The organism is Mesorhizobium australicum WSM2073, from assembly GCF_000230995.2.
Classification (GTDB): domain Bacteria; phylum Pseudomonadota; class Alphaproteobacteria; order Rhizobiales; family Rhizobiaceae; genus Mesorhizobium; species Mesorhizobium australicum.
The window spans coordinates 2,573,702-2,598,608 of the sequence record NC_019973.1 but is presented as its reverse complement, the minus strand read 5'-3'; the positions used below and the strand labels follow the sequence as shown (position 1 = coordinate 2,598,608).

The following is a 24,907-nucleotide window of genomic DNA, read 5'->3' as shown; positions in this document are numbered from 1 at the left end:
GAAACCGGAAAGTGGTGACGACAATGAACCTGGTCGAACGGCCGAGAAGTACTGTTTTCCAAGTGCAACGTGCGATGGCGGCCATGGGGCCTGGCAGCAGGCCGTCTCCCTTGCGCCATGCCCCAAGCTCCGACCGGCAGGTTGAAAGGCCTGCTGCCGCCACCGAAGGTGACCAACCGCCGCTGCATTCTTTCCCGGGTATGCTTGATCGCCTTGGCTACGGATGTCTCGTGCTCAGCGAAACCAGGAAAGTCCTCAAGTGGAACGCCACCGCGCGCGTCATTCTCAGCGGTTATGGCAGCCAGGTGAACAACGCCGACGGCCTTTCGGGAGCGCTCAGAAGCCTGATCGCGAACGTGCCGTGCCACCTCAACCCCGGATCGTTTGCATGGATTGTGATCCGCAGCAGCGGAGATCGCCCCGTTGTCATCAACGAGCGCGGCCTCTTCGCAGCCGACAACACGATCGTCGTCGCCCTGTTGGACCGAGAGACGAAATCGGCGCCCAACCCTCAAACCCTGCAGCGAATGTTCGGTTTGACCGGAGCCGAGACACATCTGGCGGTGCGGTTGGCAAAGGGCTACACCCCGTTGGAAATCGCTGAAAGCTGTGCGCTCAGCCGGACGACCATCCGAACCCAGCTCGCATCACTGTTCGCCAAAACTGAAACCAGGCGTCAGGCAGAATTGGTCACCCTTCTCGCACGCGTCTCGGTGTTGCCCTAGTTCCCTGAACATCCGGGGATGATCGTGTCCAGCCTTGTGGCCACCGCAGGGGCGGCCGTCGTGAATCCGTGCCCCATAAATCGGTTCGGCGCGTGCCGCGTCCCGTGCGCGGCCTTGAACGGGTCAGCTCCATCACTGCCTTCGGGTATACCATGGCCCTAGGACCGGGCGGATCCTGAACAGGTATTCCACGAGGTACTGGCTTGCGATCTTCATCACTGATGGGCGAAGAATTTGCAGCGTGTCGCGGATAGTCACGGGCAAGGACTGGTGATGAAATCTGGCGGGTACGCGTGCAACCCGCAATGCTCGCAAGAGGCTCTCAGGGTCAGGAAGATTCCTTCTGTTTTCGAGCAGCTGCCAATTAAGCTGCTTAACCGCAAGCGTAACTTCGTCCACTTCCGTGTAGCTCTTCGATGTGGTGATGCTCGGATGGTTGGTCGCGTCGTAAAAAATCAGACCCTCATTAATCGCAACCATGTCTCCGTGACCGGCCAGGTCCACGAAGAACAGTTGGTCGACGCCGGCGGGGATCGATTTGTGTGCACGCATTCGGCATCCAGCCTGAAGAACCTTGCTGTTGATCAACAGTGTCGAGGGAATGATGCCGAGGCTCCTCGTCGTCCGGACAAGGTAAAGATCCCTGAGGCATTGCTGGCTCGAATAGACTGAAACGCGGTTTTGCTCCGATGGCGTCGAGCGGAGCATGATCCTGCCGTCTTCCACGATATTGGCTGCACAGGTCATGAATGCGGCCGAGGGATGCTCCTTGGACACCTCGGCAAATCGCTTGAGCGCGCCGGGCGCGAGCCAGTCGTCGTCATGCAGCAACTTGATCCAGGTGCCGGTGCAAGCCAGCATGGCATTGTTGGTATTCTCGACCTGGCCTCGCCCCCTGCCGTTCTCGACAATCCGGATGCGACCGTCGGCACGCGCATAGTCGTCGACGATCCTCCAGGACAGCCCTCCTTGCCCCTCGTCGTCGCTAACCACCAGTTCCCAATTCGCAAAATCCTGCTGGAGGATGCTGTCGATTGTCCTTCGAATGGTATCTGGCCTGCGAAAGGTCGGGATGGCCACTGAAATGAACGGCCGCAGTGTCACCAACTCCGCCGACCCCTCATCTTGCGAAGGTCCGACCCCTGTTGGCAAGGCTGCGGAAGGAAGGGCGTCGCGACTGTCCATCTGCGTCATGTTATCTTTCCTCCAAGGCGATGCACCGGCTGCGAGGCGACGTCTCGTCCGGTTGAACACTTTGCTTCAACAGATAGAGAGAGGCTGCCGTCTTGATGAAGAAGCCCCCGGCGCCGCCGGCAGCCATGAGATAAATGACAGTGAGAGGTTCCCAGCCAGCTCTGGCGCCGGCTAGAAGCGGACCAAACACGAGCACCGTCCTTACGGCATCGACGACCAGGCGCACCTCCTGCCGTCGCAGGAGAGCCGGCACATCCTGAAGCGGCGTCGACAAAGCTTGCACCGCGCCCATGAACGCCAGCGCCGTCATGATTTCGGCGGCGGGCAGCCATGGCCGTCCCAATAGGGGTACGACGAGCTGCGGTGCGGCGAGGCCAAGAGCCAGAATGGGCAGTGAAGTGAGCCCGCCGGCAAGGATCAGCAGGCCTCGTGCGAGGCCGAGCAGATGCCTGCGGCCGCCGCCCTTGTTGGCTTCGGCGACAAAGACATTGCTGAGCGGCGTGGCTATGAGCGTGACGGGGCCGGTGACGAGCCGCGACGCGACGCCCAGATAGCCCGCATAGGCGGTCCCGAACATTGAGCCGACGAGTATCGCCGGAAGGTTGTTGATGGCGAAACTTGCGACCGTTGCCGGGATGTCGAACAGTGGAAATTTGTATTCGCGCCTGGCCTTTTCAAAGACCGTTTGCCACGGCGCGCGGGCAATACCGCACACGTCCTCCCAGCGGAAAATCCGAACGCCAAGGAACCCAATGAAGATGAATTGGCTGAGAATGTGAGCGTGCACCATCGCCTCTCCTCCGAGATGGACGATGCCGAACATCAGTTGCAACAACGCCATCGTCGCGGGCAAGATCAAGCGGCCGAGCGCGAAGTCGCGCAGCAGGCCGGCACGCAGGCTCCAGCAATTCATGGTCTCCACAAGACCTGCGCCTGCCATGCCGATCGGGACCAGCCACACAAGGTCAACAGCGCGGACCGGAACGGTGCTCGACAACATGACCCCCGCCGTCAAAGCAAGAACGCCGGTTGCCGACACGGCCAAAAGAATGAGCTTAACCGTGACGTATGCCTGCGCGTCGCTCTTGACGCCGTACAGCGAAGCCTCAAAGCGCAGTGCCGCGACCGCCCCCAGTATGTTCACGGTCGAAAGATAGATCGTGAACAAGCCGAAATCAGCAGGAGAGTAGAGCCTGGCCAACACCGGAATGGTCGCGACAAGAATGAGCTGACCGGCAATCGCCATGGCCGACACGCCACCGGCCGCTCGAAGGACCTTGCCGATCGGGCTTTGCGGAAGTCGGATCATGGCGAGCCTTGCTTACGGCCGGTGCCGGTCGAATTCATGAGATCCTCTCGCGCAAAAGATCGGCACTGTCGCCAAACCGATACCTGCCGTACCGGGTGAGGTTCACCCGGGTAAGGACGCTCGCCACCGGAACCGAGAGCGTTCCGTCGCTCAGGAGCTGCTCCACCACCCCGCGCGCGACATGCCGCGAGGTTCTTGCCCAGCGAACGGTAACGAGAACCGCGTCCGCCCAACTCTTGAGGAACATGGCTTCTGGCCCAGCCAGCCCCGATGGCCCGTTTATGATGACGAGGCTGTACGCCGAGTGCAAATCTTCCCTGCACTTGGCGGTGTCGACACGCGCCAGGAGAGCCAAAAGATCTTCTGCAGGTGCCATGGTCGTCAGGTCGATGCCAATTTCGGGAATGCTGGCGACCGCGTCATCCAAGGTACAACGACTGCTGATGTAATCCGCGAAGGAATGACGAGCCTTGGGTCCGTTGAACTGGCGCAGAAACTCGGGCGTAAGTTGGGAGCCCGCCCGCTGGAGATCCACCAGAAGAACACGATTGCCCAGTCGGGTGGCCGCCAAGGCCAGGCCCCACGCAAGCTCGGTCGCTCCGTCAGCCCGGACGCTTGGCGTGAGCAGGATCGTGTGCGGAGCACGACCCCTTGCCTGATTTGGCGCGGCCGCGACCAGCAGCGACGTCACCGCACGGCTGTAGGCCGACTTGGGCTGGCCCAAAACCAAGTCACGCAACTGTTTGGCGTGCATCCTGCCCGGTTCGGGCACGAGCCCCACGCACGGTATCCTGAGCACGGCTTCCGCCTCCGCTTCACCGCGCAAGGTGCGATCGAAGCGATTTCGCATGAGGACCAAAACGGCGCCAAGGAGGCCGAACGCAATCATTCCCGGTGGAACCAAAAAAACCGGCGGCAATGTCTGCGGAATTGTCGGCGGCCATGCAACGGAAAGGACCGAGACCCCGGCGGACGGAGCTCCGATGCGCCGCTTCAGGTCCTGCTGGCGGCCGAGAAGTTCGTTGTAGCGTTGCGTCAGGAGGCTGACTTGAGGTTCGAGCGCCCGCAAACCGGCGAGCCGGCTGGCCGTGTCGGCCGCGACCGCATCGAGCACACGCATTCGATTTCCCAGAGCCTCGACCTGGGCACGATAGATGTCCGCTTCAGCGACGATATCAGCGATTACCTTTTCGATCGCGACGGAAAAGGCATTGGCCAGATCCTTGTCCGCTGGCGCCCTGGCCACGCGAGCCGAAAGGTCGGCCAACTCCTGCGTGCCGGCGGCCTCGGCCAGGGTCGCGGCCGGCGCGCCCTGCTTTCGAAGCTCCTGGATACGCTGGAGCCGGGACTCCAGCGCCGCCAGATCCGCTTTGGACATCGATATCTGTTGGCTGAGATCCGCCCTCTCCCCGGCCACCTTGTCAGCCGAGCCTTGATCGACCGCGCCATGGCTCAGCCGATACTCCTCGAGCCGATTGGACGCATCCACCAGTTCATTCTGCAGTTTGGGCAAACTGGCGACGACGGCGTCAAGTTCCTGCATGTTCGACGCCTGACTTTTCTGCGCGAGGTCGTCGACATAGATCTTGGTGAATGTATTGGCCACCAGCGCCGCGCGCGCCGGGTCATCGTCCGAGAAGCCGACGGAAATGACCCGGGACCGGAGCTCTTGTCCGACCCTTACCCCTTTGCGCAGCGCTTTCATCTCGGCGGCCTCTGCTGCTTGCGGCGCATTGGTGGATACAACATCCCGCGGCCAAAGGCGCTTCAGCAGATCGCCAGCGAAAGAGTGCGATGTCGGCGGATCGGCGGGCGTTGGCCCCTGGCTGGAGCTTCCCTTCCCGGCTTGCGGTTGTGCGGTCGCGTTGGCCGGGCTCGGTTGACGCAGCGCTGCGGCGACTCGACGAAGGTGGCTCTCCGACGAGAGCATCGTGATGTGGTCGTCAATGCTTGAATCGATCATGTCCTGCGCTGAGCCCGGGCTGGCGGGAAGGGCCGCCCTGGCAGGAGCGTCTATGATAAGCTGGCTGGTGGCTTCGTACATGGTAGGGCGGGTTATTCCCGCCAAGGCCGCCAAGATGCCGCCGACAACCGCGAAGAGCAGAATGATCCATTTCCTGCTCGCCAATGTCACCAGCAGTTGGCGAGACGGGGTTGCTGAATTCGGGGCGCTTCTGGGAGGCCGTACGCGGGCCCTGCTTTCAGGAGCCGGGGCAGCCACCGGGGTGGCTCGTGGCAATTCAATTCGGCTGACTGCGGAACCCGCCATTTCATACTCCTGCCAGATCGAGTTCACGGGATGAGTTCGATGCCGACGCCTGCCGCTTGGCCTCGTTGCACCAGGCTTGAAACATCAGCACCGACCACAGGTCACGGGAGCGGTCCTGTCCTGCAACGTGATCGCGCCAGCAGGCGTCCACCTTTGTGCTGTCCAGCAAGCCTTCGCCCTGGTTGCGAACATCGGACAGAATATCGGTGGCCCAGCTGCGCAACGGGCCCCGCAGCCAAGCCGCGATCGGCACGTCGAAGCCCTGCTTCGGCCGGTCGATCAGCCGTTGCGGAAGATAACGACGCAGCACATTTCGAAGGATCCACTTGCCTCTGCCGTTGCGAACCTTCATGGCAGCCGGAAGGCGCCAAGCGAATTCGACGGCGCGGTGGTCCAGCAGGGGACAACGCGCCTCGAGGCTGTTGGCCATGCTGGCTCGATCCAGTTTGACGAGAATGTCACCAGCGAGGTAACCGGACATGTCGTCGTACAGGAGGCGAGACAACAGCCCGTCGAGCCGCGGTGCAGAGACTATGGATGCAGGAGTCTCGTGCCGGGTGAGGTTTTCGGCCGATGATCCCGTCAGCCGCCTGTGCAGCTCGTCTTCATCCTTCGCGGCGAGAAGCCAGGCGAAGCGAGTGAGCCGATCGCTGCGCAGCGCATGCCGCACATGCGACGGAAGTGGCAGGTTGCCAATGAAATCGTGACGAGCCGCCCTGGACAGCATCCCTGCGCCGGCCGCCACCGTTCGTCGTGCACTTGCGGGTAGACCTTGGTACCGTTTCAGCCGGTCCGCCATGAAGTGGCGGCCATAGCCTGCAAAGCACTCGTCTCCGCCGTCCCCCGACAGCGCCACGGTCACGTGCTGGCGGGCCAGCCGCGCCACCAGCAGAGTCGGTATCTGCGATTCGTCGGCGAATGGCTCATCCCACACCGTTGGCAGTTCGGGGATCACGTCACGCGCGGCGGCGGCCGAAAGGTGTAGTTCCGTGTGGTCGGTGCCCAGATGGCGCGCTACCTCGGCGGCGTAAGGGGCCTCGTCAAAGCCGCTCTCCGCGAAGGCGATGGTGAAAGTGCGCACGGGATTTGGAGATTGAGCCTGCATCAAGGCTGCAACGGTAGAGCTGTCGACGCCTCCCGACAGGAAACCGCCCAACGGAACGTCGGCGATCATGCGCTCGCGAACGGCAAGCCGGAGCAGATCATCCAGTTCATTGGTCAAATCGTCGTCACTGCCGGCGATCTGGTGTTCTCGCCCGTTCTTGGCGACTTCGGCCAGCGACCACCAGCGACTTGCGCCCTGCGAAAGGGAGGCGGCCCCGCGCCCCTCCGCCACAGTCGCGGCCGTGAGGGTCAGGACCGAGCCGGGTGGCAGCTTGAAGACACCTCGCCAAATGCAACTCTGATCCGGGACCCACCCTTTGGAAAGCATTGCAGTGGCGGCATCCACATCGATCTCCGGAGAGTAGCCTGAAAAGCGGCTGATTGCTTTCAGTTCGGAAGCAAAGACCAGCGCATGCCTGGCTGAAGCGATGTAGAGGGGCTTTTTGCCCAGTCGATCCCGCGCGAGATGGAGGGTCCTCGTCTTCAGGTCCCACAAGGCGAACGCGAACATGCCAGCAAAACGCTGGAGTGCGGCCTCGAGGCCCCAGCTCTCGATCGCACACAACATGACTTCCGTGTCGCTGGTGCCGCGGAAATGGTGCCCGACGCCTTCAAGCTCGAGACGCAGGTCACGGAAATTATATATCTCGCCGTTGAAGGTGATCGCATACCGACCGCTTGTGGACAGCATGGGCTGTTGCCCCGTTTCCGACAGATCGACGATCGCCAGCCGCCTGTGGCCTAAGGCAATGCCTGCTTCGCGATCCGTCCAGAGTCCTTCGCCATCCGGACCGCGGTGACGAAGCGCCATCATCATTTGCCCGATCTGATCGAGCGACTTGGGGTCGGCAGCATTGGACGCGAGAAGTATCCCGGCTATCCCGCACATCACATCACCTCTGAAGGCTCAAGCTCGCGCCGGAAAACGCTTGGCGGTCCCGCGACGAGGCAGAAGGTCAATGCAAACCACACGATCGGATGACGAATGATGAGGTGCGGTATGCTGAACACGGCTGCGGACGCCACGAGCACCAAAAGCGCGTCGTAGCGAGCGCGCCAGGCGGACATGGCCGCCGATCCAACAATCCACAGCAAGGCGATGACGGCGACCAGCCCGCCCTGCAGATAGAGGTCGAGAACCGTATTGTGCGCTTCGAACGGCCGCTCCAGAAATTGCATGTCGGCCGTCGGCGGGCGCTCCAGGTGGGGGCCAGGACCGAGGCCGAGCGATGCCGATTGCAGCCCCTTCTGAAGCGCCTCATCCCACAGATAAACCCGAAGTTCGAATGTTTCAGCCGTGGCCTCGCCGCCTCCGTCCTTGGTGAGGCTCTTGGCAAAATTCGCCGCAAAGCTTTCCTCGCTAAGAAGATAGGGGGTCATCGCTATCACCAGGGGGACAGCGCCGACCATCAGCAGAAGTGCGATCTGCCTGGGCAGGCTGGTTCGATTGCCATCGGATGCCAACCATGCCTTCAACCGCAACCCGAGGAAGGCGACGCCGCTTACAATCGTGGTGTAGAGATAGGCATCGCTCCTGGTCAGGCGGCCGACAAAAAAGATGAACACGAGGCTTGAGAGCGCAAGGGCCTGACCCCACCGGTTGCGAGTAGTGGTTGCAAGGTGCAGCGCCAGCGGACCAAGAAGCGCGCAATAGAGCGCGAGCTGGTTCGGGTTTTCAGACCAGCCGCGGAAGCGGTCCCAATACCACGGATCGACGCCGGGCTGATGGAGCCAGCCCCACGCGATGGCGAGTTGGATGGCAAATATTGCGTCGGCGAACACGATTGTCCACCAACCGCTGCGCCGAAGACGACGCCCCGCGTCGGGCTCCACACTCGCCAGGCAAGTGATGCTGGCCAACAGCACGTAGGCCATTGTGTCGTGCAACAACCCTGTCGGGTAAAGCAGGGTGGTCAAGTAGCCGACGATCGTGCCGATCCCCAATGCGAGAGAAAGGAGCAGCCAAAAAGTCGCGAGTTGCGCGAAGGCTGGTGTCGCTTCGACGCGCCCGCCGACCAACATTCGTCCGGCCGACAGCATGATCCAAAGCGCCAGGAGCAGTTCGCCATAGCCGAATGGCATGCCGGGGACGGAGAGCTGCGACGCGGCTGACAGGATGACACCGCCGGCAAGCAACGCGTCGCGCATCATTGCCGCGCCCCGTCCAACCGGCGGTTCGCAATGCCGCTCTCCAGAGGCGATGGAGCAAGCAAGCCGCGAGATTTGGTCCTGAGATTGCTCTTATAGACATCGCAGTACTGGTCGACGATGCCCGGCAGGGCAAAACGCTCCCTGACAAGCGAGGCGGAGCGCTGCCCCATGGCCGCTCCCAAGGTGCGGTCCGACAGTATGTCGACTATCCGGTCCGCAAGGGCGCGAGCATCGCGCGGCGTGACCAGATAACCGTTCCACCCATCTTCGACGACGTCGCTGCAACCGGGCATTCGCGATGCGACTATCGGCAATCCAGCGAGTCCGGCTTCCAGCAAGACGCGCGGAACGCCCTCGCGATATTGCGTTGGGAAGGCGAACAAATCAGCCATGCCAAGCAGACTGGGGACATCATGCCGTTTGCCCAGCACGGTTACATGAGAAGCAAATCGTTGGATTTCGGACTTTTCGACGGCGAATGGTCCTTCCGATTCCCGTGGGCCAACGAGCACGAAACGCGCATGAGGTCTTTTGGAGAGAATGTGCGGAATCGCCTCGAGAAGGGTCGGAATGCCCTTAAGGCGGGTGAGCCGGCCGACAAAAATGACGATCTCGGCCGATTCCAGTCCGAATTCCCGCCGCATTGCCGCTGGTGATGAGGCAAGACGTCTTGCCACCGCGAATGCATTGACGTCGATGCCCGACCCCTGAATAAGGCGTCCGCTGCCGCGTGGGATCAGCCGATAGCGCTCAAAAAAGGCTTGGTCGTCGCGATTTTGGAAAACCGTGGCAGCAGTCCAGAAGGAAGCAACCCACTGCAGACCGCAGAAGGCGGGCCGCATGGCCAAGGCTCGCGGCTCCAGCGATGAGAAGGTCCAGCCCAAGCCGTTGATCGTGCGGACGACCGGGACTTCTCCCCGCACCGCCAGCGGGGTTAGCAAATTGGGTTTCGTATCGAAGCTTTGGACGATGTCGGGGCGGAGTTCCCGCAACAACCTTCGCAATGTCCTGATCGTCCCGGCTTTGCCGCTGCCATTGGCAAAGCGATTGAACTCGTAGCGGCGGTGCGGAATGCCGTGCCGTAAAAACAGAGCTTCATCGCCCGTCGAGACCGCGGTGACCCGAAAACCCCGCTCGCGGAGTTCCATCAGAAACGAGATCCTCAGGGCGTGATCCTCGCCGCCGATGCAAACCAGGTGCGGGTTCATCGTGCCGCTCCCGAAATCCAGCGGGCCTTCGGCTCCCATAAGCGGCTCGAACTTGGATCGTTTCCCATGGCCCGATTTCGTTGCGATTTACACCAGCAATTCAGGCTACGGGCAGGGCTGGCCGTTGTCCTCGTCCGTTCGAATGACGCAACTAGAACCATGCTTGCGTGCCAACGGCGCAAGGGTCAGACCGCGGGCTGGACTGTTTGGATCGAGACGCCGTGCGCTATGGGATCAGCCGCGCGAATGCGCATTCATCGCGAACGGGTGATCGGACTATCAAGATTGCTCGTTGGGGTGGGTTGAGGTCGATCCGAGAACGTATATTCATAGGCTCGGCGGCGGCCGTCCTGCTCGAATACCCGGATCCAGCGGACCTCGGAAGCACGAAGCGTGATTTCCCGGTTTGTCGCGAGCTTGGCTGCTCGAAACGGAGTTGGTGCGACTACCTTGTGGGTCACCACGACTTGGCCGGCGAAAATCTCCTCGACTTCGTAGCTTGGCACGTCATCCATCCCCTGCGCGATGGCACCAAACCACGATCAAGGCAGAATGTTCCCGCAATGCCTCGGACGGCAGCCGTTTTTAGCCCAAAAAGCGGCGTGCGCGCTCAACTCGACGGCGAGCGGAGAAGCCGACCGGCAGGAGCGCTCAGCTCCTGCCGGAAGCACAACTGCGCGCGTCAAACCACGAAAAAGGAGCTCGCGCCAATTGAGAGATGCGGAGCAACGGTCGCAAACTGCGTCTGAGCATGGCCGCCGATACCGTCACTGTCGAAAGAGAGCGCGCCGGTCGAACTGTTATAGATGACGTGGTCGCTTCCATCATGCGCACCTTTGCCGATGTGAAAGTTCGCGGCCGAAAGGGCGCCCTGCTGGAGTCCGCTGAATACGCTGTGATCAAGTTGGATTTTGTCCTGGGAAACCTTGAAGTCGGTTATCTTGTCGACATTTCCAGAGCCAAGCGCGGTGTTGAACACGAAGACGTCCTTGCCGCCAAAGCCCGTCAGCGTATCGGAACCACCCCCGCCATTGATCTTGTTGGCGCCGGCATTTCCTTGGATCGTCTGGGCAAACTCGTTGCCCGTCAGGTTGATTTGCCCCGTTCCCGAAGCCTGCGTGGTCGCAAGTTTCTCGACGGATGAACCCGCCGAGAGAGCATAGCTCACCGAGGCGAACACCGCGTCCTTGCCGTTGCCTGGCTGCTCCACCACCTTGTCATGCACATTGTCGACAAAATAGGTGTCGTTGCCGCCATAGCCTTTCATTGTATCGGCGCCGCCTCGACCATCGATCTTGTTGGAGCCGTAATTGCCATTGATCGCCTGGCCGAACTCGTTGCCCGTCAAGTTGATCGTATGTGTGCCGCCCGTCTTGTCGGTCGAGAGTTGCTCGACATGCGAACCAGCAGACAATGCGTAGCTGACCGAGGCGACCACCTTGTCGAAGCCGCCGCCTGATGCCTCCATCACCTTATCATGTGCATTGTTGACATAGTAAACGTCGTCCCCGCTGGTCGAATGAAATACGTCCGCGCCAGGGCCGCCATGGAAGATGTGATGGGTCGACTGCGTGGGATCGGGGACAGTCGGCGTGGTGGGCGTAGGCGTTGTCGGCTCGGAACTCGGAGGCGGTGTCGAAGGACTAGGGCTGGCGAGGTTGTGCTGGCGAAAAACGGCCTGCAACTCAGGGGAGTTCTCCAGGGCGGTGTCGCCATTCTGAGAACCCCAGGCATACGCATAGTCGAAGGCTGGGGACGGAACCAGCTTTGCCCAGTGATCGATCATCGTTTGCATTTGGGTCGACGTTGGCATGACGTGCTTGCCGCCGGTGTCCGTCTGCCAACCGCCGCCGCCAAATGTCTGATATACAGGAACGATCTTGTCAGCCGGAATGCCTGATTTCACGGCCGCTGCCACGGCTCTGTCGATCATGTTGTAGTCGACGCTGCTTATCCCCGTGCGAACCGGGTATGGGTCCAGTCCATAGTAGTCGATCCCGGTGTTGGCGGGATTATAGGTGTTGGAAAAGTCCGGGTTGGTGGACGACCCCATATTCATCATGGTGATGAAGGTCTTGGCGCCCGGGAAGTGGGAATGGATCCAGTCGGATTCAGCCTTCAGATTTGCCGCACTCGCGTAGGTGCCCCATCTGCCGGTAGGATCCGGCTCGTCCATCAGGAAAAATCCAAACACTTTTGGATTGTTGAGGAAGGGCGTGACTTTTTCGATGAACGACGAGGTCACCCCGTCATGAGCGCTTAGATAGACAAGCCCCTTCATTCCGCTGGGCAGCTCATTGACCTGCGAAAGATACTGAACGTCCGCCAGGTTAAATCCGGCGCCCGCAACTTCGGCAGCCGAACCGCCTGATGCATAATGGAGAGTCGCCATGCGTTTTCCTTCTTGTTTGGCAACACCCCGCCCTGGATGGGGGTTAGACCGAAAGCTACATTAGATGAAAATCACATACCAACATCTTTGAACGAAGTTTTTGATCGCTGTGGGGATGGCCACATCAACGGGTCGGTGCAATTTACTGTAAAGTCAGTGGCTTGCAGAGAAATCTGCGGGTTTTCCACTGACGACCGCATGCACAGTTCTCCACTGTTTTCACAGGCACCCCTCTCCCCACCGCGACTCCCGGCCACGATTTCGCTTCATTTTGCATAAAGTTCGCCATATGTTAGCGAGCCATCATGTCCCGGGGGCGCATGTGATATGGTGGAATCAGAAAAGGTTACCTATCGGATGAACAAAGAAAGACACACGACAACGTCGTGTCATAGCAATAAGCTATGAATAAAGAACCACAAAACGCCTCTCCGCTACGCTCCGCAATACTGGACTGCCTGCCTGGGATAGCTGGCATCGGACTCTTTTCCGCAATGATAAACATCCTTGCGTTGACCGGATCCGTTTACATGCTGCAGGTCTATGATCGCGTCCTGCCGTCGCAAAGCGTCCCGACCTTGGTCGGGTTCACCATCGGAATGCTGGGCCTCTATGCGGCCTACGGTCTGCTCGATTTCGTGCGGCTTCGTCTACTGGTCCGAATCGCCAGTCGATTCTACTGCAGTTTGCAGCAGAGAACATTCGCAATTTCGTTGCTTCTCCCGCTCAGGGCCGGTCGAGAAGCGGACCGGGTGCTTCCGTTGCGGGACCTCGATCAATTGCGCGGATTCCTTTCGGGAACGGGGCCGACGGTTCTTTTCGACGCGCCGTGGATCCCGTTTTATCTGCTCATTATCTACATGTTGCATCCGTCGCTCGGCGTGCTTGCGACCTTCGGCTCCGTCGCCGTCGTCGTGCTGACCATCGTGGCTGAGATCATCAGCCGCCGCCCTGCGGCGCTGGCGTCTGAAGCGATCCTGACACAGCGCGCGCTTGCTGATTCCGGCCGTCGGAATGCCGAGGTGGTCCACGCGATGGGCCTCTCCGAACGGCTGGCGGGGCGCTGGGGCGAAGTCACTCACGCCTATCTCTCCTATCAGGAGCGGCTCTCCGACATCGTGGGTGGAATCAGCTCGCTGTCGAAGGCGCTTAGGATGGTGCTGCAATCTTCGGTGCTAGGGCTCGGCGCGTATCTCGTCATCGGAGGCGAAGCATCCCCTGGCGTGATCATCGCGTCGTCGATATTGCTGGGTCGCGCGCTAGCCCCGGTCGATGCGGCGATTGCGAACTGGCGGGGTTTCCTGTCCACCCGGCAGAGCTATTCCCAGTTGAAAGCGGCGCTCCGTGCGTTCGAGAGTCCAATCGAATCCATGAAGTTGCCGCCGCCAGAGGCTCGCCTGGCGGTCGATAGTTTGGCGGTAGCGCCTCCGGGTACACCCAGGCCGACGCTCATCGATGTAAGCTTCCAGCTTTCGAGCGGCGCGGGAATGGCCGTTATCGGCCCAAGCGGCTCGGGAAAGACAACATTGGTGCGCGCGCTGGTGGGAGTTTGGAGCCCTCTGCACGGCACGGTGCGGCTGGACGGGGCCTCTCTCGACCAGTGGGACGCGCAACGGCTCGGCGCCCACATTGGCTATCTGCCGCAGGATGTTGAACTGTTCGACGGGACGGTGGCGGACAATATTTCGAGATTTGGCGGCAAGAGCGACCCCCAGGGCGTGCTCGCCGCGGCGAAAGCCGCGGGCGTCCACTCGATGATCATGCATCTGCCGGCAGGCTTCCAGACGCGCATCGGCGAGGGAGGAAGAGCGCTGTCGGCAGGGCAAAGGCAGCTTATCGGCCTTGCCCGGGCGCTCTACGGCAACCCGTTCCTGGTCGTGCTGGACGAGCCAAACTCAAATCTCGACGTTGAAGGTGACGCCGCCCTGGCCGGAGCCATCATGGCCGTCCGCCAGCGTGGAGGTATTGTGATCGTTGTTGCACACAGGCCATCTGCCCTCACCAACATCGATCAGGTCATGGTCCTGGCGGATGGCAGGCTGCGCACCTTCGGCTCGCGCGAGGAAGTGCTTGCCGGCATGCGGCGGCCGCCCTCGCCTGCCGCGCAACGTCCATCTTCGATCGCGCCCATCCACTCGGGAGTGACCGGACATGCGTGACATCTTGCCCCGCGTGCTTGCGTTCATGCCGACACTTGCCCGGTTCGGAACTCGAGATCAGCCCGCCGAAACCGACTTGCCCAAGGTGCCAGACAGCATCCTTGCGCCAGGGACCCTTTGGCCAAGCATGACGCTGGGGCTCGTTGTGACTGGCCTGCTGGTGGTCGGCGGCGGAGCATGGCTTGGCTTGACCAAGATAGCTGGTGCCGTGATCGCGCCCGCCACGGTGGTGGTCGAAAGCAACATCAAGAAGGTCCAGCACCAGACCGGCGGCACGATCGGCGGCATCTTTGCGCAAGACGGCGACCATGTTCGGGCCGGTGACATATTGGTCCGGCTGGACGGCACGCTGCCACGGGCCAATCTGCAGATCATCAGCGAAGATCTTGATCGCACCACGGTGCGGCTTGCGCGACTGGAGGCCGAACGCGGCGGTTTGCGTGAAATGCAGCTTCCAGCCGGCCTTGAGGCCGGGATGCCAAAGCCGGAGCTGGCCGCCCTTGTCAGCGGCGAGCGCGCTCTGTTCGAAACCCGTGCCTCGGCATTGGCCGGGCAGAAGGCGCTCTTGTCGAGCCAAACAAAGCAACTCGAGCGTCAGATCGATGGCCTGAAGGCGCAGCAGGTTGCAGCCGATGAATCAGCGGCGCTGCTGAGCACTGACCTTACGGATGTCGATGCCCTCTATTCGAAGAAACTGGTATCCAAAGAGAGGATCAGCAACGTCAGGCTGGATGCGACGCGAGCCAAGGGCGAGTCGGGGCGACTTGCAGCCGCGGTAGCAGAGGCACAGGCCAAGATCAGCGAGATCGAGTTGCAGATTCTGCAGCTCGACGAGCAACGGCGAAGCGATGTGACCGGTGAACTGCGCGAGACTGAAGCCAAGCGCACCGAACTCAACGAACGCAAGATCGTGGCGCAAGACGAACTGACCAAAACCGAGATCCGCGCTCCGCAATCCGGCACAGTTCAGCAGTCGTCCGTTCACACTGTCGGCGGCGTGGTCGCCCCGGGCGAACTGCTGATGACGATCGTTCCCGAGGCCGACAACCTTGTCGTGGACGCGTTGATCCCTCCTTCCCGCATAGACGACGTCAACCCGGGACAGAGCGTTTCGATCCGGTTTCCAGCTTTCGATGCCGGGACTACCCCTGTTTGCAACGGCTCCGTCAAGTACATCTCGGCGGACCTGATCAAAGATCCGCAACGCCAGCTTTCGTACTTTTCGGCCCGTATCAAGGTCGACAGTCAGTCGGAGTGCTTGAAGGAAGCCAGGCAACTCAGACCGGGCATGCCAGCGGAAGTTCACATCCGCACGGATGAACGCAATGTCTGGTCGTATATGCTGAAACCTCTCACGGACCAGATTTCCAGGGCTTTCCGCTAAGCAGACCTGGAATTCGCACGCCGGGTCCAGTCCGAGAGCCATGGGCTGGACATATCATGCGTCCGCAGGATGCCGGTTTCGCGGCGCAACCTATAATGCCTTCTGATGAAGGTACTGGTCACCGGCGCTGCCGGCTTCATAGGCTATCATGTCGCCAGGCGGCTCCTGGAGCGCGGTGACGAGGTTGTCGGCATTGACAGCATCAACGATTACTACGACCCGCAAATCAAGCAGGCGCGGCTGCGGCTCCTGGACGAGGCGAGCCGCAAGACCAATGCCGGCTATCATTTCATCCATGGCGATCTCGCCGACAGGGGCGTGGTCGACGGCTGCTTTGCCGACCATGCCTTCGACCGGGTGATCCATCTCGCCGCCCAGGCCGGCGTGCGCTACAGCCTGGAAAATCCGCGCGCCTATGTCGAGAGCAACATCATCGCCTACACCAACATGCTCGAGGCCTGCCGCGGCAGCCGTGTCGGGCACCTGACCTATGCCAGCACCTCGAGCGTCTACGGTGCCAACACCGACATGCCGTTTTCCGAGCATCGGCCGGCCGACCATCCGCTGCAGTTCTACGCCGCCACCAAGCGTGCCAACGAACTGATGGCGCACAGCTACAGCCACCTGTTCGGCCTGCCGACCACGGGGCTGCGCTTCTTCACCGTGTACGGCCCCTGGGGACGCCCTGACATGGCGCTGTTCCTGTTCACCAGGAGCATCCTGGCCGGTGAGCCGATCAAGCTGTTCAACAACGGCAACCACACGCGCGACTTCACCTATGTCGAGGACATCGCCGAGGGCGTGATCCGTGCCAGCGACAGCCCCGCCGCAGCCAACCCGGCCTGGGATTCCGGCCGTCCGGACCCGGCGACCAGCAGCGCGCCCTGGCGCATCTTCAACATCGGCAACAACAACCCGGTGAAGCTGACCGCCTATGTCGAGGCGCTGGAAAACGCGCTCGGCCGCAAGGCGGTGATCGAGCTGCTGCCGCTGCAGGCCGGCGACGTGCCCGACACCTTCGCCGACACTTCGGCGCTGCAGGCGGCGGTCGGCTATCGCCCCCGCACCTCCGTCACCGAGGGGGTGGGGCGGTTCGTCGAGTGGTACCAGGATTTCTACAGCTGACGGGTCGGGTTCGCGAGGCCCGGGCCGCAGCCGACGGTTTAAGAGCGGGGCGTGGTTTTGCGGGTCGAGCCATCACTTACTGATGCGCCGGAACACCGCGAAAGTTGCGGTGCGCGAGAGCAAGGGGCGCAGCATCGAAGGCGATGCAATCAGGAAAGGACCCGCTATTGGAAAAACCTTCTCCAATAGTTTCGACCGGTTATGGGGAGAGTGCTAGTGGTACCGTTGGCTGGGATCGGCACGACATCCAAAAGGTTGTTTTTATTCGACTTTCCGTGCCGACGACGCGAATTTGTAGCACAGTAGGTATCACAATAGGTATCACATTTTTGGATGGCTTGGGCCAGGTCGGCCGACGTCTTCTCGTTGTTGCTATTGGTGGGTTCGGGGGACACACATTTGGAGCGTTGATTTTATTTGGCTCTTTCATGAACCATCTGGGGAGATCTTCCCGCATCATTCCCCATGGTTCTGCACGGCATCGTACAGTCAAATCCAGGCGAGATCGCGCCGCCAACTTGTCTCCGTAGCAGCCAGCAATGATTTGCGCCGGATCAAATTCCGCCTGGATGCCGTGTGGTACAAACTAGTCCCTTCGACGAATTGACAGGTCGATGGCGGACTTGGGAAACACTGAAGGCATATCGTTTAGCAAGGCCAACTGGACAGGCAAAAATTGAAAGTTGCGAAGGCGGGAGAACGGCGTGAACGGGCAATCAGCCGGCCATCATGAAGACCGCGTTCAGGCAGCAGTCAATTCCGACGGGGCGGCGAAATCGGCATTGGTCGCATCGTGGCAGCGATCATCCAAACTGCATCGACTTGATCCGGCCGAGCGCAAATCACCCAAGCGGCTGTCGGATGCCGAATTAAGAAGAGCCAGCCAGAAGATGGAGCCGCTGCAGATGGCCGCGCAGTCGGCCCTCGACAGGCTCCACCTTGCGGTGGGCGGGGTCGGTTGCTGTGTGCTTCTGGCCAACCGCGATGGCGTGCCAGTGGATCGCCGTGGTGCTGATTGCGACGACGACACATTCGAGGAATGGGGGCTGTGGCCGGGCTCGATCTGGAGCGAGGAGAGTGAAGGAACGAATGGCATCGGAACCTGTCTTGCCGAACGGCGAGCGCTGACCATCCATCGCGATCAACATTTCTATGCACGCAACACATTGCTCAGCTGCACGACAGCGCCGATCTACGATCACGAAGGCAATCTCGCAGCAGCGCTCGACGTCTCCTCCTGTCGCGCCGATCTCACCGAGGCATTCACAAACCTGATCTCGATGGCCGTCACGGACGCCGCCCGAAAAATCGAGGCGGAGAACTTTCGCCGGGCATTCCCGCGCGCTCGCGTTTTTCTCCTTCCGCAAACGATTAGCGGGCTCGGCGGATTGATCGCGATCGATTCCGACGATCTCGTGGTCGGCGCGACGCGATCGGCGCGGATCGCGTTGGGCATTTCCCAGGAATCATTGACGCGAAGCTTGGCCGCAATGGACGTCTTGAGTGGCGCCGAAGGGATGGAAGGCAGTCTCGACCGGGCCGAGCGCGCGGCACTTCAGAGAGCCCTGGCTCATACCTCGGGCAACATTTCAGCGGCCGCCGAGGCGCTCGGAATCAGCCGCGCGACGCTGCATCGCAAGTTGAAGCGCTTCGAGTTGAGGCGTTCTCACTGAGTTTGCCGGCCAACTGTCTCAGTTCTGCGACACTCGCCCGAACGACATGGTTTCGGCGGCCTGACAATCAGCATTCGAGCAAGCAAATCTCCCACACGCGTCGCATCCCGCGACGTCAGCTTGGGAGGAAGACACATGAACAAGGTTGAATTTTCACGCTCGGTCAAGGCGCCCTTCGACAAGCGCTATGGCAATTTCATCGGCGGCAAATGGGCCGAGCCGCGCTCCGGCCGCTATTTCGAGAACTTCTCGCCGGTAAATGGCCAGTTGCTGTGTGAAGTGGCGCGCTCGGACGCTCAGGACATCGAGGCCGCCCTCGACGCGGCGCACGGCGCCAAGGACGCCTGGGCACGCACGAGCGTCGCCGAGCGGTCGCTTATCCTCAACCGCATCGCCGACCGGATGGAGGAAAACCTCGATCTCCTGGCGTGCGCCGAAACCTGGGACAACGGCAAGCCGATCCGTGAAACGACGGCGGCCGACCTGCCGCTTGCGATCGATCATTTCCGCTATTTTGCCGGCGCGCTGCGCGGCCAGGAAGGCAGCCTTTCCCAGATCGACGACGACACCGTCGCCTATCATTTCCACGAGCCACTCGGCGTGGTTGGCCAGATCATCCCCTGGAACTTTCCGCTGCTGATGGCGTGCTGGAAGCTTGCTCCGGCGCTCGCAGCCGGCAATTGCGTTGTGCTGAAGCCCGCCGAGCAGACGCCGGCCGCCATATTGCTCTGGGCGGATCTCGTCGGCGACCTGCTGCCGGCGGGCGTGCTCAACATTGTCAACGGCTTCGGCCTCGAGGCCGGCAAGCCGCTCGCGTCCTCGCCGCGTATTGCCAAGATCGCCTTTACCGGCGAGACCACGACGGGCCGGCTTATTATGCAATATGCCAGCCAGAACCTCATTCCCGTCACGCTCGAACTGGGCGGGAAGTCGCCGAACATCTTCTTCAAGGATGTCGTCGCCGAGGATGACGATTTCTTCGACAAGGCGATCGAAGGCTTCGTCATGTTCGCGCTGAACCAGGGCGAGGTCTGCACCTGCCCGAGCCGCGCCCTCGTCCATGAATCGATCTATGACAGGTTCATGGAGCGTGCCCTCAAGCGCGTCGAGGCGATCGTACAGGGCGATCCGCTCGACCCGGCAACGATGATCGGGGCGCAGGCCTCGTCCGAGCAGCTGGAAAAGATCCTGTCCTACATCGACATCGGCCGCCAGGAAGGCGCCGAGGTGCTGGCAGGCGGCGCGCGCAATGTCCTGCCTGGCGATCTGGCGGGCGGCTATTACGTCAAGCCCACCGTGTTCAAGGGCCACAACAAGATGCGCATCTTCCAGGAGGAGATCTTTGGGCCGGTGGTCTCGGTGACGACCTTCAAGGACGACGACGACGCGCTGTCGATCGCCAACGACACGCTCTACGGCCTCGGCGCCGGCATCTGGACTCGCGACGGCAACCGGGCCTACCGCTTCGGCCGGGCGATCCAGGCGGGCCGCGTCTGGACCAATTGCTACCACGCCTATCCGGCGCACGCTGCGTTCGGTGGCTACAAGCAGTCCGGCATCGGCCGCGAGACGCACAAGATGATGCTCGACCACTATCAGCAGACCAAGAACATGCTGGTCAGCTACAGCCCGAAGAAGCTCGGCTTCTTCTGATAGCCTCCGAGATACAGGGAACAGAGGGCGCGGCTTGCCGCGCCCTCGCCAAACATCAGGGATGAGATCGTGGACAAGATGTCGCTGGGCAAAGTGTCCGCTACGCGGGAGGCCGAGGCGCTGCTTGCCGAGATCATCGCCGATCACGGCCCGGTGCTGTTTCACCAGTCCGGCGGCTGCTGTGACGGGTCTTCGCCGATGTGCTATCCGCGCGGCGATTTCATCATCGGCGACAATGATGTCAGGCTGGGCGAGATCGGCGACACGCCGGTCTATATCAGCGCCTCACAGTATGAGGCATGGAAACACACCGATCTCATCATCGACGTCGTGCCCGGTCGCGGCGGAATGTTCTCGCTTGAGAACGGGCGGGAGAAGCGGTTCCTGACGCAGTCGATGATTCGTAATGTTGAGCCAGGAGCCAGCTAATCTGCCGGCCCGCGGGTTTTTTCCGGGGCGCCGGCCCCTGACGCGACATGTGCCTCCCCCAGCCAAGGAGGCTGCTCCTTGTTTGTTTCAGCGCAACGAGCAGCCCGGAGGGAGGGCGCAAGATGTTCGCTTCCAAACGCGGGCGAGCGGCATGAAACGCAAATTCGGCGACGACGCGACGATGGACGAATTCATGCGGAAGGCGCCGGCGGCGATCCGCATCGTGTTGCAGCACGGCATGCTTTGTGTCGGCTGCCCTATTGCCTCGTTTCACACCATTTCCGATGCAGCTCGGGAGCACGACCTGAATGAAGAAGAACTACGCTGCGATCTGCTCGCGGCGCTAGATGGCGGCGACCCGGACTAGCCCTTTTCCACGCGGCCTTCCGCGACCAAGAGGAGCCGGTGCGGTTCGACCACCGTCACCTTCTGACGCCCGCTTTTGACCAGTCCCTGTCCTTCCCAGGCCGAGAGCAGCCGGCTCACCGTATGCAGCGTCGTTCCAGTCATCTCGGCTATGTCCTGGCGTGAGATCGGGAAGTCGATCAAGATCCCCTCCTCCGTCTTCCTGCCTGACTGCTTGACCAGCTTGAGCAACGCATGCGCGATGCGCTGTTCCACCTGTTCGGTGGACATTTCGACGACGCGCGTGTGTGCGTCCTGCAGCCTTGTCCCCACGCTCTTGTAGGTGTTGGCGGTGAAACTGGGAAAGTTGGCCGCGAATGTCGGCCAGAGCTGGCTTGGCCAGGCCAGAACCACGCAATCGACGGCGGCGATCGCATTTGCCGGATAAGTGGCGCGGCCCAGTGCGTGGGCGATGCCCAGCAATTCGCCTGGACTTATATAGCGGACAGTCACGTCTTGACCCTCCGGCGTCGATCTCACCACGCGCACATGCCCGTCGAGCAGCAGGAAAAAGGAATGGGCGTCCTGCTCCTGTTCGAAAATCAGGTGATCCTTGGCAATCCGCGCGGATCTTGCCTGCCCGACCATGCGGTCGAGATCGGCGGCGGCCATGCCCTCGAAAATGGAGAGCCCGGCAATCAGCGAGCGATCGAGGCTGGCCAACCGTATTACTCCTCAGCTTGATCACCACAACGCGTCCAGATCATTTGGCCGGACTGTGTCATGGGCGACCGACTGGCGGCAAGTGATGCATACCGTCTTCAACCCCGATGTTGCTGCACCGACCAGATTCCGCCGAACCGGCGGAGCTGGAAAGGCGCAATTGTCGACATCATGCCGCGCCTGCTCGGTCAACCTTTCCTGAACCCTACAGCCGGCGCTCACATTTTCTTCGGCCAATTTGCGCCAGCGCAAATCGCCAGGACGTCCGACGATCTAGAAGGACGCCACGGTCGATCCCGTGACGAACTCAAGAAAGGACTTCCCCATGAGACTGCCGCTGATTGCCGCCGCCCTTGCTCTTCTCACCCTTGCCGGCACTGCAAGTGCGGAGGAGCATGTGATCCAAATGCTGAACAAGGGCGAGAAAGGTGCAATGGTCTTCCAGCCCGCTTTTACCCGTGCGGTGCCGGGAGACACGGTGAAGTTCGTTCCGACCGACAAATCCCACAACGCCGAAATCATCAAGGGCATGCTGCCTGGCGGCGCCGAAGCTTTCAAGGGAAAGCCGAGTGAGGAAATTACCGTGACCCTCACCAAGGAAGGCGTCTATGGCGTCAAGTGCGCACCGCATTACGGAATGGGCATGGTGGCACTGATCGTCGTCGGCAAGCCCGTCAACCTGGAAGCCGCGCAAACCGTAAAGCAGGTCGGCAAGGCCAAGACGGTGTTCGCGGATTTGTTCAGCGAAGCGAGCAAGGCCGCCTCCAACTGACCTGCTCTCTTACAAGGATACCTCCGGTTCATGATCTCCGGAGGGAACGGCTGGACGGACCAGGGGAGAGGTCCAGTCCGGCCGGTTTCGTTTTGCTGGGGATTTCGCCCCGGCCTTCCACGACAATCATTCCTGTCTCCTCCAGCCCTTGGATGAATGAATCGGATTTGCTCTAGCGCAAAGACGTTCGCAACAAGAGGACTAAGGTCTGACCAGAAATTGGTTCAGGCACAGGAGATGGAAATGCTTACGAGACGTGAAGCGTTATTGGGCTCGGTTTTCACCGCTGCCGCCGTCGCAGCGATTACAGCGATGCCGGCTGCTGCGGCAAGCGCAAAGGAGGTGGCGGGACTGCCCCGTGAAAAGGTCACGCTGGTCGCGCCGCCTTTCGTCCACGCTCACGATCAGGTTGCCAAAAGCGGTCCGAAAGTCGTCGAATTCACCATGACAATCGAGGAAAAGCCGATCGTCATCGATGCCGACGGCACGCAACTCAACGCCATGACCTACAACGGTTCGATCCCGGGCCCTCTGATGGTCGTTCACGAGGGTGACTATCTCGAACTCACCCTGATCAACCCCGATACCAACACGCTTGCCCACAACATCGACTTCCACGCCGCGACCGGCGCTCTCGGCGGCGGTGCGCTGACGCTGATCAATCCGGGCGAGCAGACAACGCTTCGCTTCAAGGCAACACGGTCCGGCACGTTCGTCTATCATTGCGCCCCTGGCGGCCCCATGATCCCGTGGCATGTCGTATCCGGCATGAGCGGTACGGTGATGGTACTACCGCGCGACGGGCTAAAGGACGAGAAGGGCAAGCCGATCCACTACGACCGCATCTACTATATCGGAGAGAACGACTTCTACATTCCCCGCGACGAGAGCGGAACGTTCAAAAAGTACGAATCCGCGGGCGACAACTATGACGATACGGTCAAGGTCATGCGTGGGTTGATCCCCACCCATGTCGTGTTCAACGGCAAGGCGGGATCGCTGACCGGCCAGAATGCCATGAAAGCCAAGGTCGGTGAGACGGTCCTGATCGTCCACTCCCAAGCCAACCGCGATACCCGCCCTCACCTCATCGGCGGCCATGGCGACTATGTCTGGGAACAGGGCAAGTACGCGAATCCACCGGCGAAAGATCTCGAAACCTGGTTCATCCGCGGTGGATCGGCCGGATCGGCGCTCTACACATTCCGGCAGCCGGGCGTCTATGCCTATGTGAACCACAATCTGATCGAAGCCGTGGAACTCGGTGCGACGGCGCATTTCACTGTCGATGGGACCTGGGACGACGACCTGATGACCCAGGTCGAGGCAGCGAAGCCGATTTCGTCCTAATTTATATGTTCATTCTGAAGGTCGACACGACCCTGCATCTAGCCTGCAGGCTCGTGTTCACCGCCGGACGAAAACCATGCCACTCAAACCAATCGTAGCGTGTGGGGCCGCCGCGGCCGTGTTGGCTATCGGGATGGCTAACCGGCTTCTTGCGGAGCGCCCACACGAAATTGTCGCCGAGTTTGTGACGCTGCCGGCGGGCTCGTTTGAACATCCGCGGCCAGGCGAGTTCCTGAGGGGCAACCGACCCGCTATGGCACCCAAGGGAGTGGCAACGCTGAGTGTTCCCCTGGAAATCATGAAATACCAGGTGAGCGCGCTTGAATATGGACGCTGCGTGACGGCTGGCGCATGCAAGCCGGCGGACAGCAATGGCAGTGGCAATGTCCCGGTTACGGGCGTCAGTCATATCGATGCCGAAGCTTACGCGAATTGGATTTCGACGCAGACCGGCGCCTCCTGGCGACTGCCAACGGACCAGGAATGGGCGTACGCGGCCGGCGAGCGCTTCCGCAGTGACATAGAAGGCGGGGACAGTGACCCCAACAACCCAGCCCAGCGCTGGCTGGTTCAATATCGAACCGAAGCGTCGCTCGGTCGCAAGTCGGATCCGGAGCCCAGAACCCAAGGCGCATTCGGAATCAACTCGAAGGGCGTGGCCGATATTGCTGGGAACGTCTGGGAGTGGACATCGACTTGCTACGTGCACGCAACCATGAGCGCCGATGGCCTGGCGATCGCGAGTTCGATCGACAATTGCGGCGTTCATGTCGTGGAAGGCTTCCACCGTACCTACATGTCGAACTTCATCCGCGACGGCAAGAGTGGCGGCTGCGCGGTCGGCACGCCACCCGACAATCTGGGATTCCGCCTCGTCAGAGAGCGGCTCAACCTCGTCCAGGCGACCCTTCGGCGCTTTGGCATTTCCTAACCGAGAGCTCA

At 61.1% G+C, this 24,907-nt stretch carries 20 protein-coding genes; 11 read left to right on the top strand and 9 right to left on the bottom strand.

Features of this window, described 5'->3' with window-relative positions; all coding sequences use genetic code 11:
* Positions 1-23 precede the first annotated feature (23 nt).
* Positions 24-725: a helix-turn-helix transcriptional regulator gene (locus tag MESAU_RS12450; RefSeq protein WP_167331115.1), complete on the top strand. Its 702-nt coding sequence runs from the start codon at positions 24-26 to the stop codon at positions 723-725.
* A 132-nt stretch (positions 726-857) separates the two neighbouring features.
* On the opposite strand, the gene MESAU_RS12445 is transcribed toward MESAU_RS12450, so the two are convergent.
* The 8 genes from MESAU_RS12445 to MESAU_RS12415 form a co-directional block, all read right to left on the bottom strand.
* A complete protein-coding gene (locus tag MESAU_RS12445; protein WP_015316388.1) occupies positions 858-1,919 on the bottom strand; it encodes a glycosyltransferase family 2 protein in 1,062 nt (353 codons plus the stop codon).
* 1 nt (position 1,920) lies between these two features.
* On the bottom strand, positions 1,921-3,228 hold the full coding sequence (locus tag MESAU_RS12440) for a lipopolysaccharide biosynthesis protein (RefSeq protein ID WP_015316387.1): 1,308 nt from the start codon (positions 3,226-3,228) through the stop codon (positions 1,921-1,923).
* A gap of 34 nt (positions 3,229-3,262) precedes the next feature.
* The gene (locus tag MESAU_RS12435) at positions 3,263-5,497 is read right to left on the bottom strand and encodes a GumC family protein (protein WP_015316386.1); all 2,235 of its coding nucleotides are present in this window, start codon (positions 5,495-5,497) and stop codon (positions 3,263-3,265) included.
* A 1-nt stretch (position 5,498) separates the two neighbouring features.
* Positions 5,499-7,490: an asparagine synthase (glutamine-hydrolyzing) gene (asnB, locus tag MESAU_RS12430; protein ID WP_015316385.1), complete on the bottom strand. Its 1,992-nt coding sequence runs from the start codon at positions 7,488-7,490 to the stop codon at positions 5,499-5,501.
* Positions 7,490-8,752 (bottom strand): O-antigen ligase family protein, encoded by a 1,263-nt coding sequence (locus MESAU_RS12425; RefSeq protein ID WP_015316384.1) that lies wholly within the window; start codon positions 8,750-8,752, stop codon positions 7,490-7,492. Before MESAU_RS12425 ends, asnB begins: the two co-directional genes overlap by 1 nt.
* Positions 8,749-9,960 (bottom strand): glycosyltransferase, encoded by a 1,212-nt coding sequence (locus tag MESAU_RS12420; RefSeq protein WP_041163711.1) that lies wholly within the window; start codon positions 9,958-9,960, stop codon positions 8,749-8,751. The genes MESAU_RS12425 and MESAU_RS12420 overlap by 4 nt, the downstream gene beginning before the upstream one ends.
* Positions 9,961-10,214: 254 nt before the next feature.
* Positions 10,215-10,466, bottom strand: coding sequence for a hypothetical protein (locus MESAU_RS31115; protein ID WP_140660803.1), 252 nt, complete (start codon positions 10,464-10,466; stop codon positions 10,215-10,217).
* A gap of 176 nt (positions 10,467-10,642) precedes the next feature.
* Positions 10,643-12,352, bottom strand: a complete 1,710-nt coding sequence (locus tag MESAU_RS12415; protein ID WP_015316382.1) for a calcium-binding protein — start codon at positions 12,350-12,352, stop codon at positions 10,643-10,645.
* A 404-nt stretch (positions 12,353-12,756) separates the two neighbouring features.
* On the opposite strand from MESAU_RS12415, the gene MESAU_RS12410 reads away from it, so the two are divergent.
* From MESAU_RS12410 to MESAU_RS12380, 7 genes are all read left to right on the top strand, one after another.
* Positions 12,757-14,511 carry a type I secretion system permease/ATPase gene (locus MESAU_RS12410; protein WP_015316381.1) on the top strand — a complete coding sequence of 585 codons (1,755 nt, stop codon included), beginning with the start codon at positions 12,757-12,759 and terminating at the stop codon, positions 14,509-14,511.
* Entirely contained in the window at positions 14,504-15,895 is a 1,392-nt protein-coding gene (locus MESAU_RS12405) for an HlyD family type I secretion periplasmic adaptor subunit (RefSeq protein ID WP_015316380.1), read from the top strand. The genes MESAU_RS12410 and MESAU_RS12405 overlap by 8 nt, the downstream gene beginning before the upstream one ends.
* A 105-nt stretch (positions 15,896-16,000) precedes the next feature.
* On the top strand, positions 16,001-17,020 hold the full coding sequence (locus MESAU_RS12400) for an NAD-dependent epimerase (RefSeq protein ID WP_015316379.1): 1,020 nt from the start codon (positions 16,001-16,003) through the stop codon (positions 17,018-17,020).
* A gap of 704 nt (positions 17,021-17,724) precedes the next feature.
* On the top strand, positions 17,725-18,693 hold the full coding sequence (locus MESAU_RS12395; protein WP_015316378.1) for a helix-turn-helix domain-containing protein: 969 nt from the start codon (positions 17,725-17,727) through the stop codon (positions 18,691-18,693).
* Between the two features lie 135 nt (positions 18,694-18,828).
* The gene (gene adh / locus MESAU_RS12390) at positions 18,829-20,346 is read left to right on the top strand and encodes an aldehyde dehydrogenase (protein WP_015316377.1); all 1,518 of its coding nucleotides are present in this window, start codon (positions 18,829-18,831) and stop codon (positions 20,344-20,346) included.
* Positions 20,347-20,424: 78 nt separating this feature from the next.
* Positions 20,425-20,775 (top strand): DUF779 domain-containing protein, encoded by a 351-nt coding sequence (locus MESAU_RS12385; protein WP_015316376.1) that lies wholly within the window; start codon positions 20,425-20,427, stop codon positions 20,773-20,775.
* Between the two features lie 151 nt (positions 20,776-20,926).
* Positions 20,927-21,142: a DUF1858 domain-containing protein gene (locus tag MESAU_RS12380; RefSeq protein ID WP_015316375.1), complete on the top strand. Its 216-nt coding sequence runs from the start codon at positions 20,927-20,929 to the stop codon at positions 21,140-21,142.
* On the opposite strand, the gene MESAU_RS12375 is transcribed toward MESAU_RS12380, so the two are convergent.
* Positions 21,139-21,843 carry a Crp/Fnr family transcriptional regulator gene (locus tag MESAU_RS12375; RefSeq protein ID WP_015316374.1) on the bottom strand — a complete coding sequence of 235 codons (705 nt, stop codon included), beginning with the start codon at positions 21,841-21,843 and terminating at the stop codon, positions 21,139-21,141. The genes MESAU_RS12380 and MESAU_RS12375 overlap by 4 nt on opposite strands.
* Positions 21,844-22,168: 325 nt before the next feature.
* On the opposite strand from MESAU_RS12375, the gene MESAU_RS12370 reads away from it, so the two are divergent.
* The 3 genes from MESAU_RS12370 (at position 22,169) to MESAU_RS12360 (ending at position 24,896) form a co-directional block, all read left to right on the top strand.
* Positions 22,169-22,615, top strand: a complete 447-nt coding sequence (locus tag MESAU_RS12370) for a pseudoazurin (RefSeq protein ID WP_015316373.1) — start codon at positions 22,169-22,171, stop codon at positions 22,613-22,615.
* Positions 22,616-22,858: 243 nt separating this feature from the next.
* Positions 22,859-23,965 (top strand): copper-containing nitrite reductase, encoded by a 1,107-nt coding sequence (gene nirK, locus MESAU_RS12365; RefSeq protein WP_015316372.1) that lies wholly within the window; start codon positions 22,859-22,861, stop codon positions 23,963-23,965.
* A 76-nt stretch (positions 23,966-24,041) separates the two neighbouring features.
* Positions 24,042-24,896 carry an SUMF1/EgtB/PvdO family nonheme iron enzyme gene (locus MESAU_RS12360; protein WP_015316371.1) on the top strand — a complete coding sequence of 285 codons (855 nt, stop codon included), beginning with the start codon at positions 24,042-24,044 and terminating at the stop codon, positions 24,894-24,896.
* The last annotated feature ends 11 nt before the right edge of the window (positions 24,897-24,907 follow it).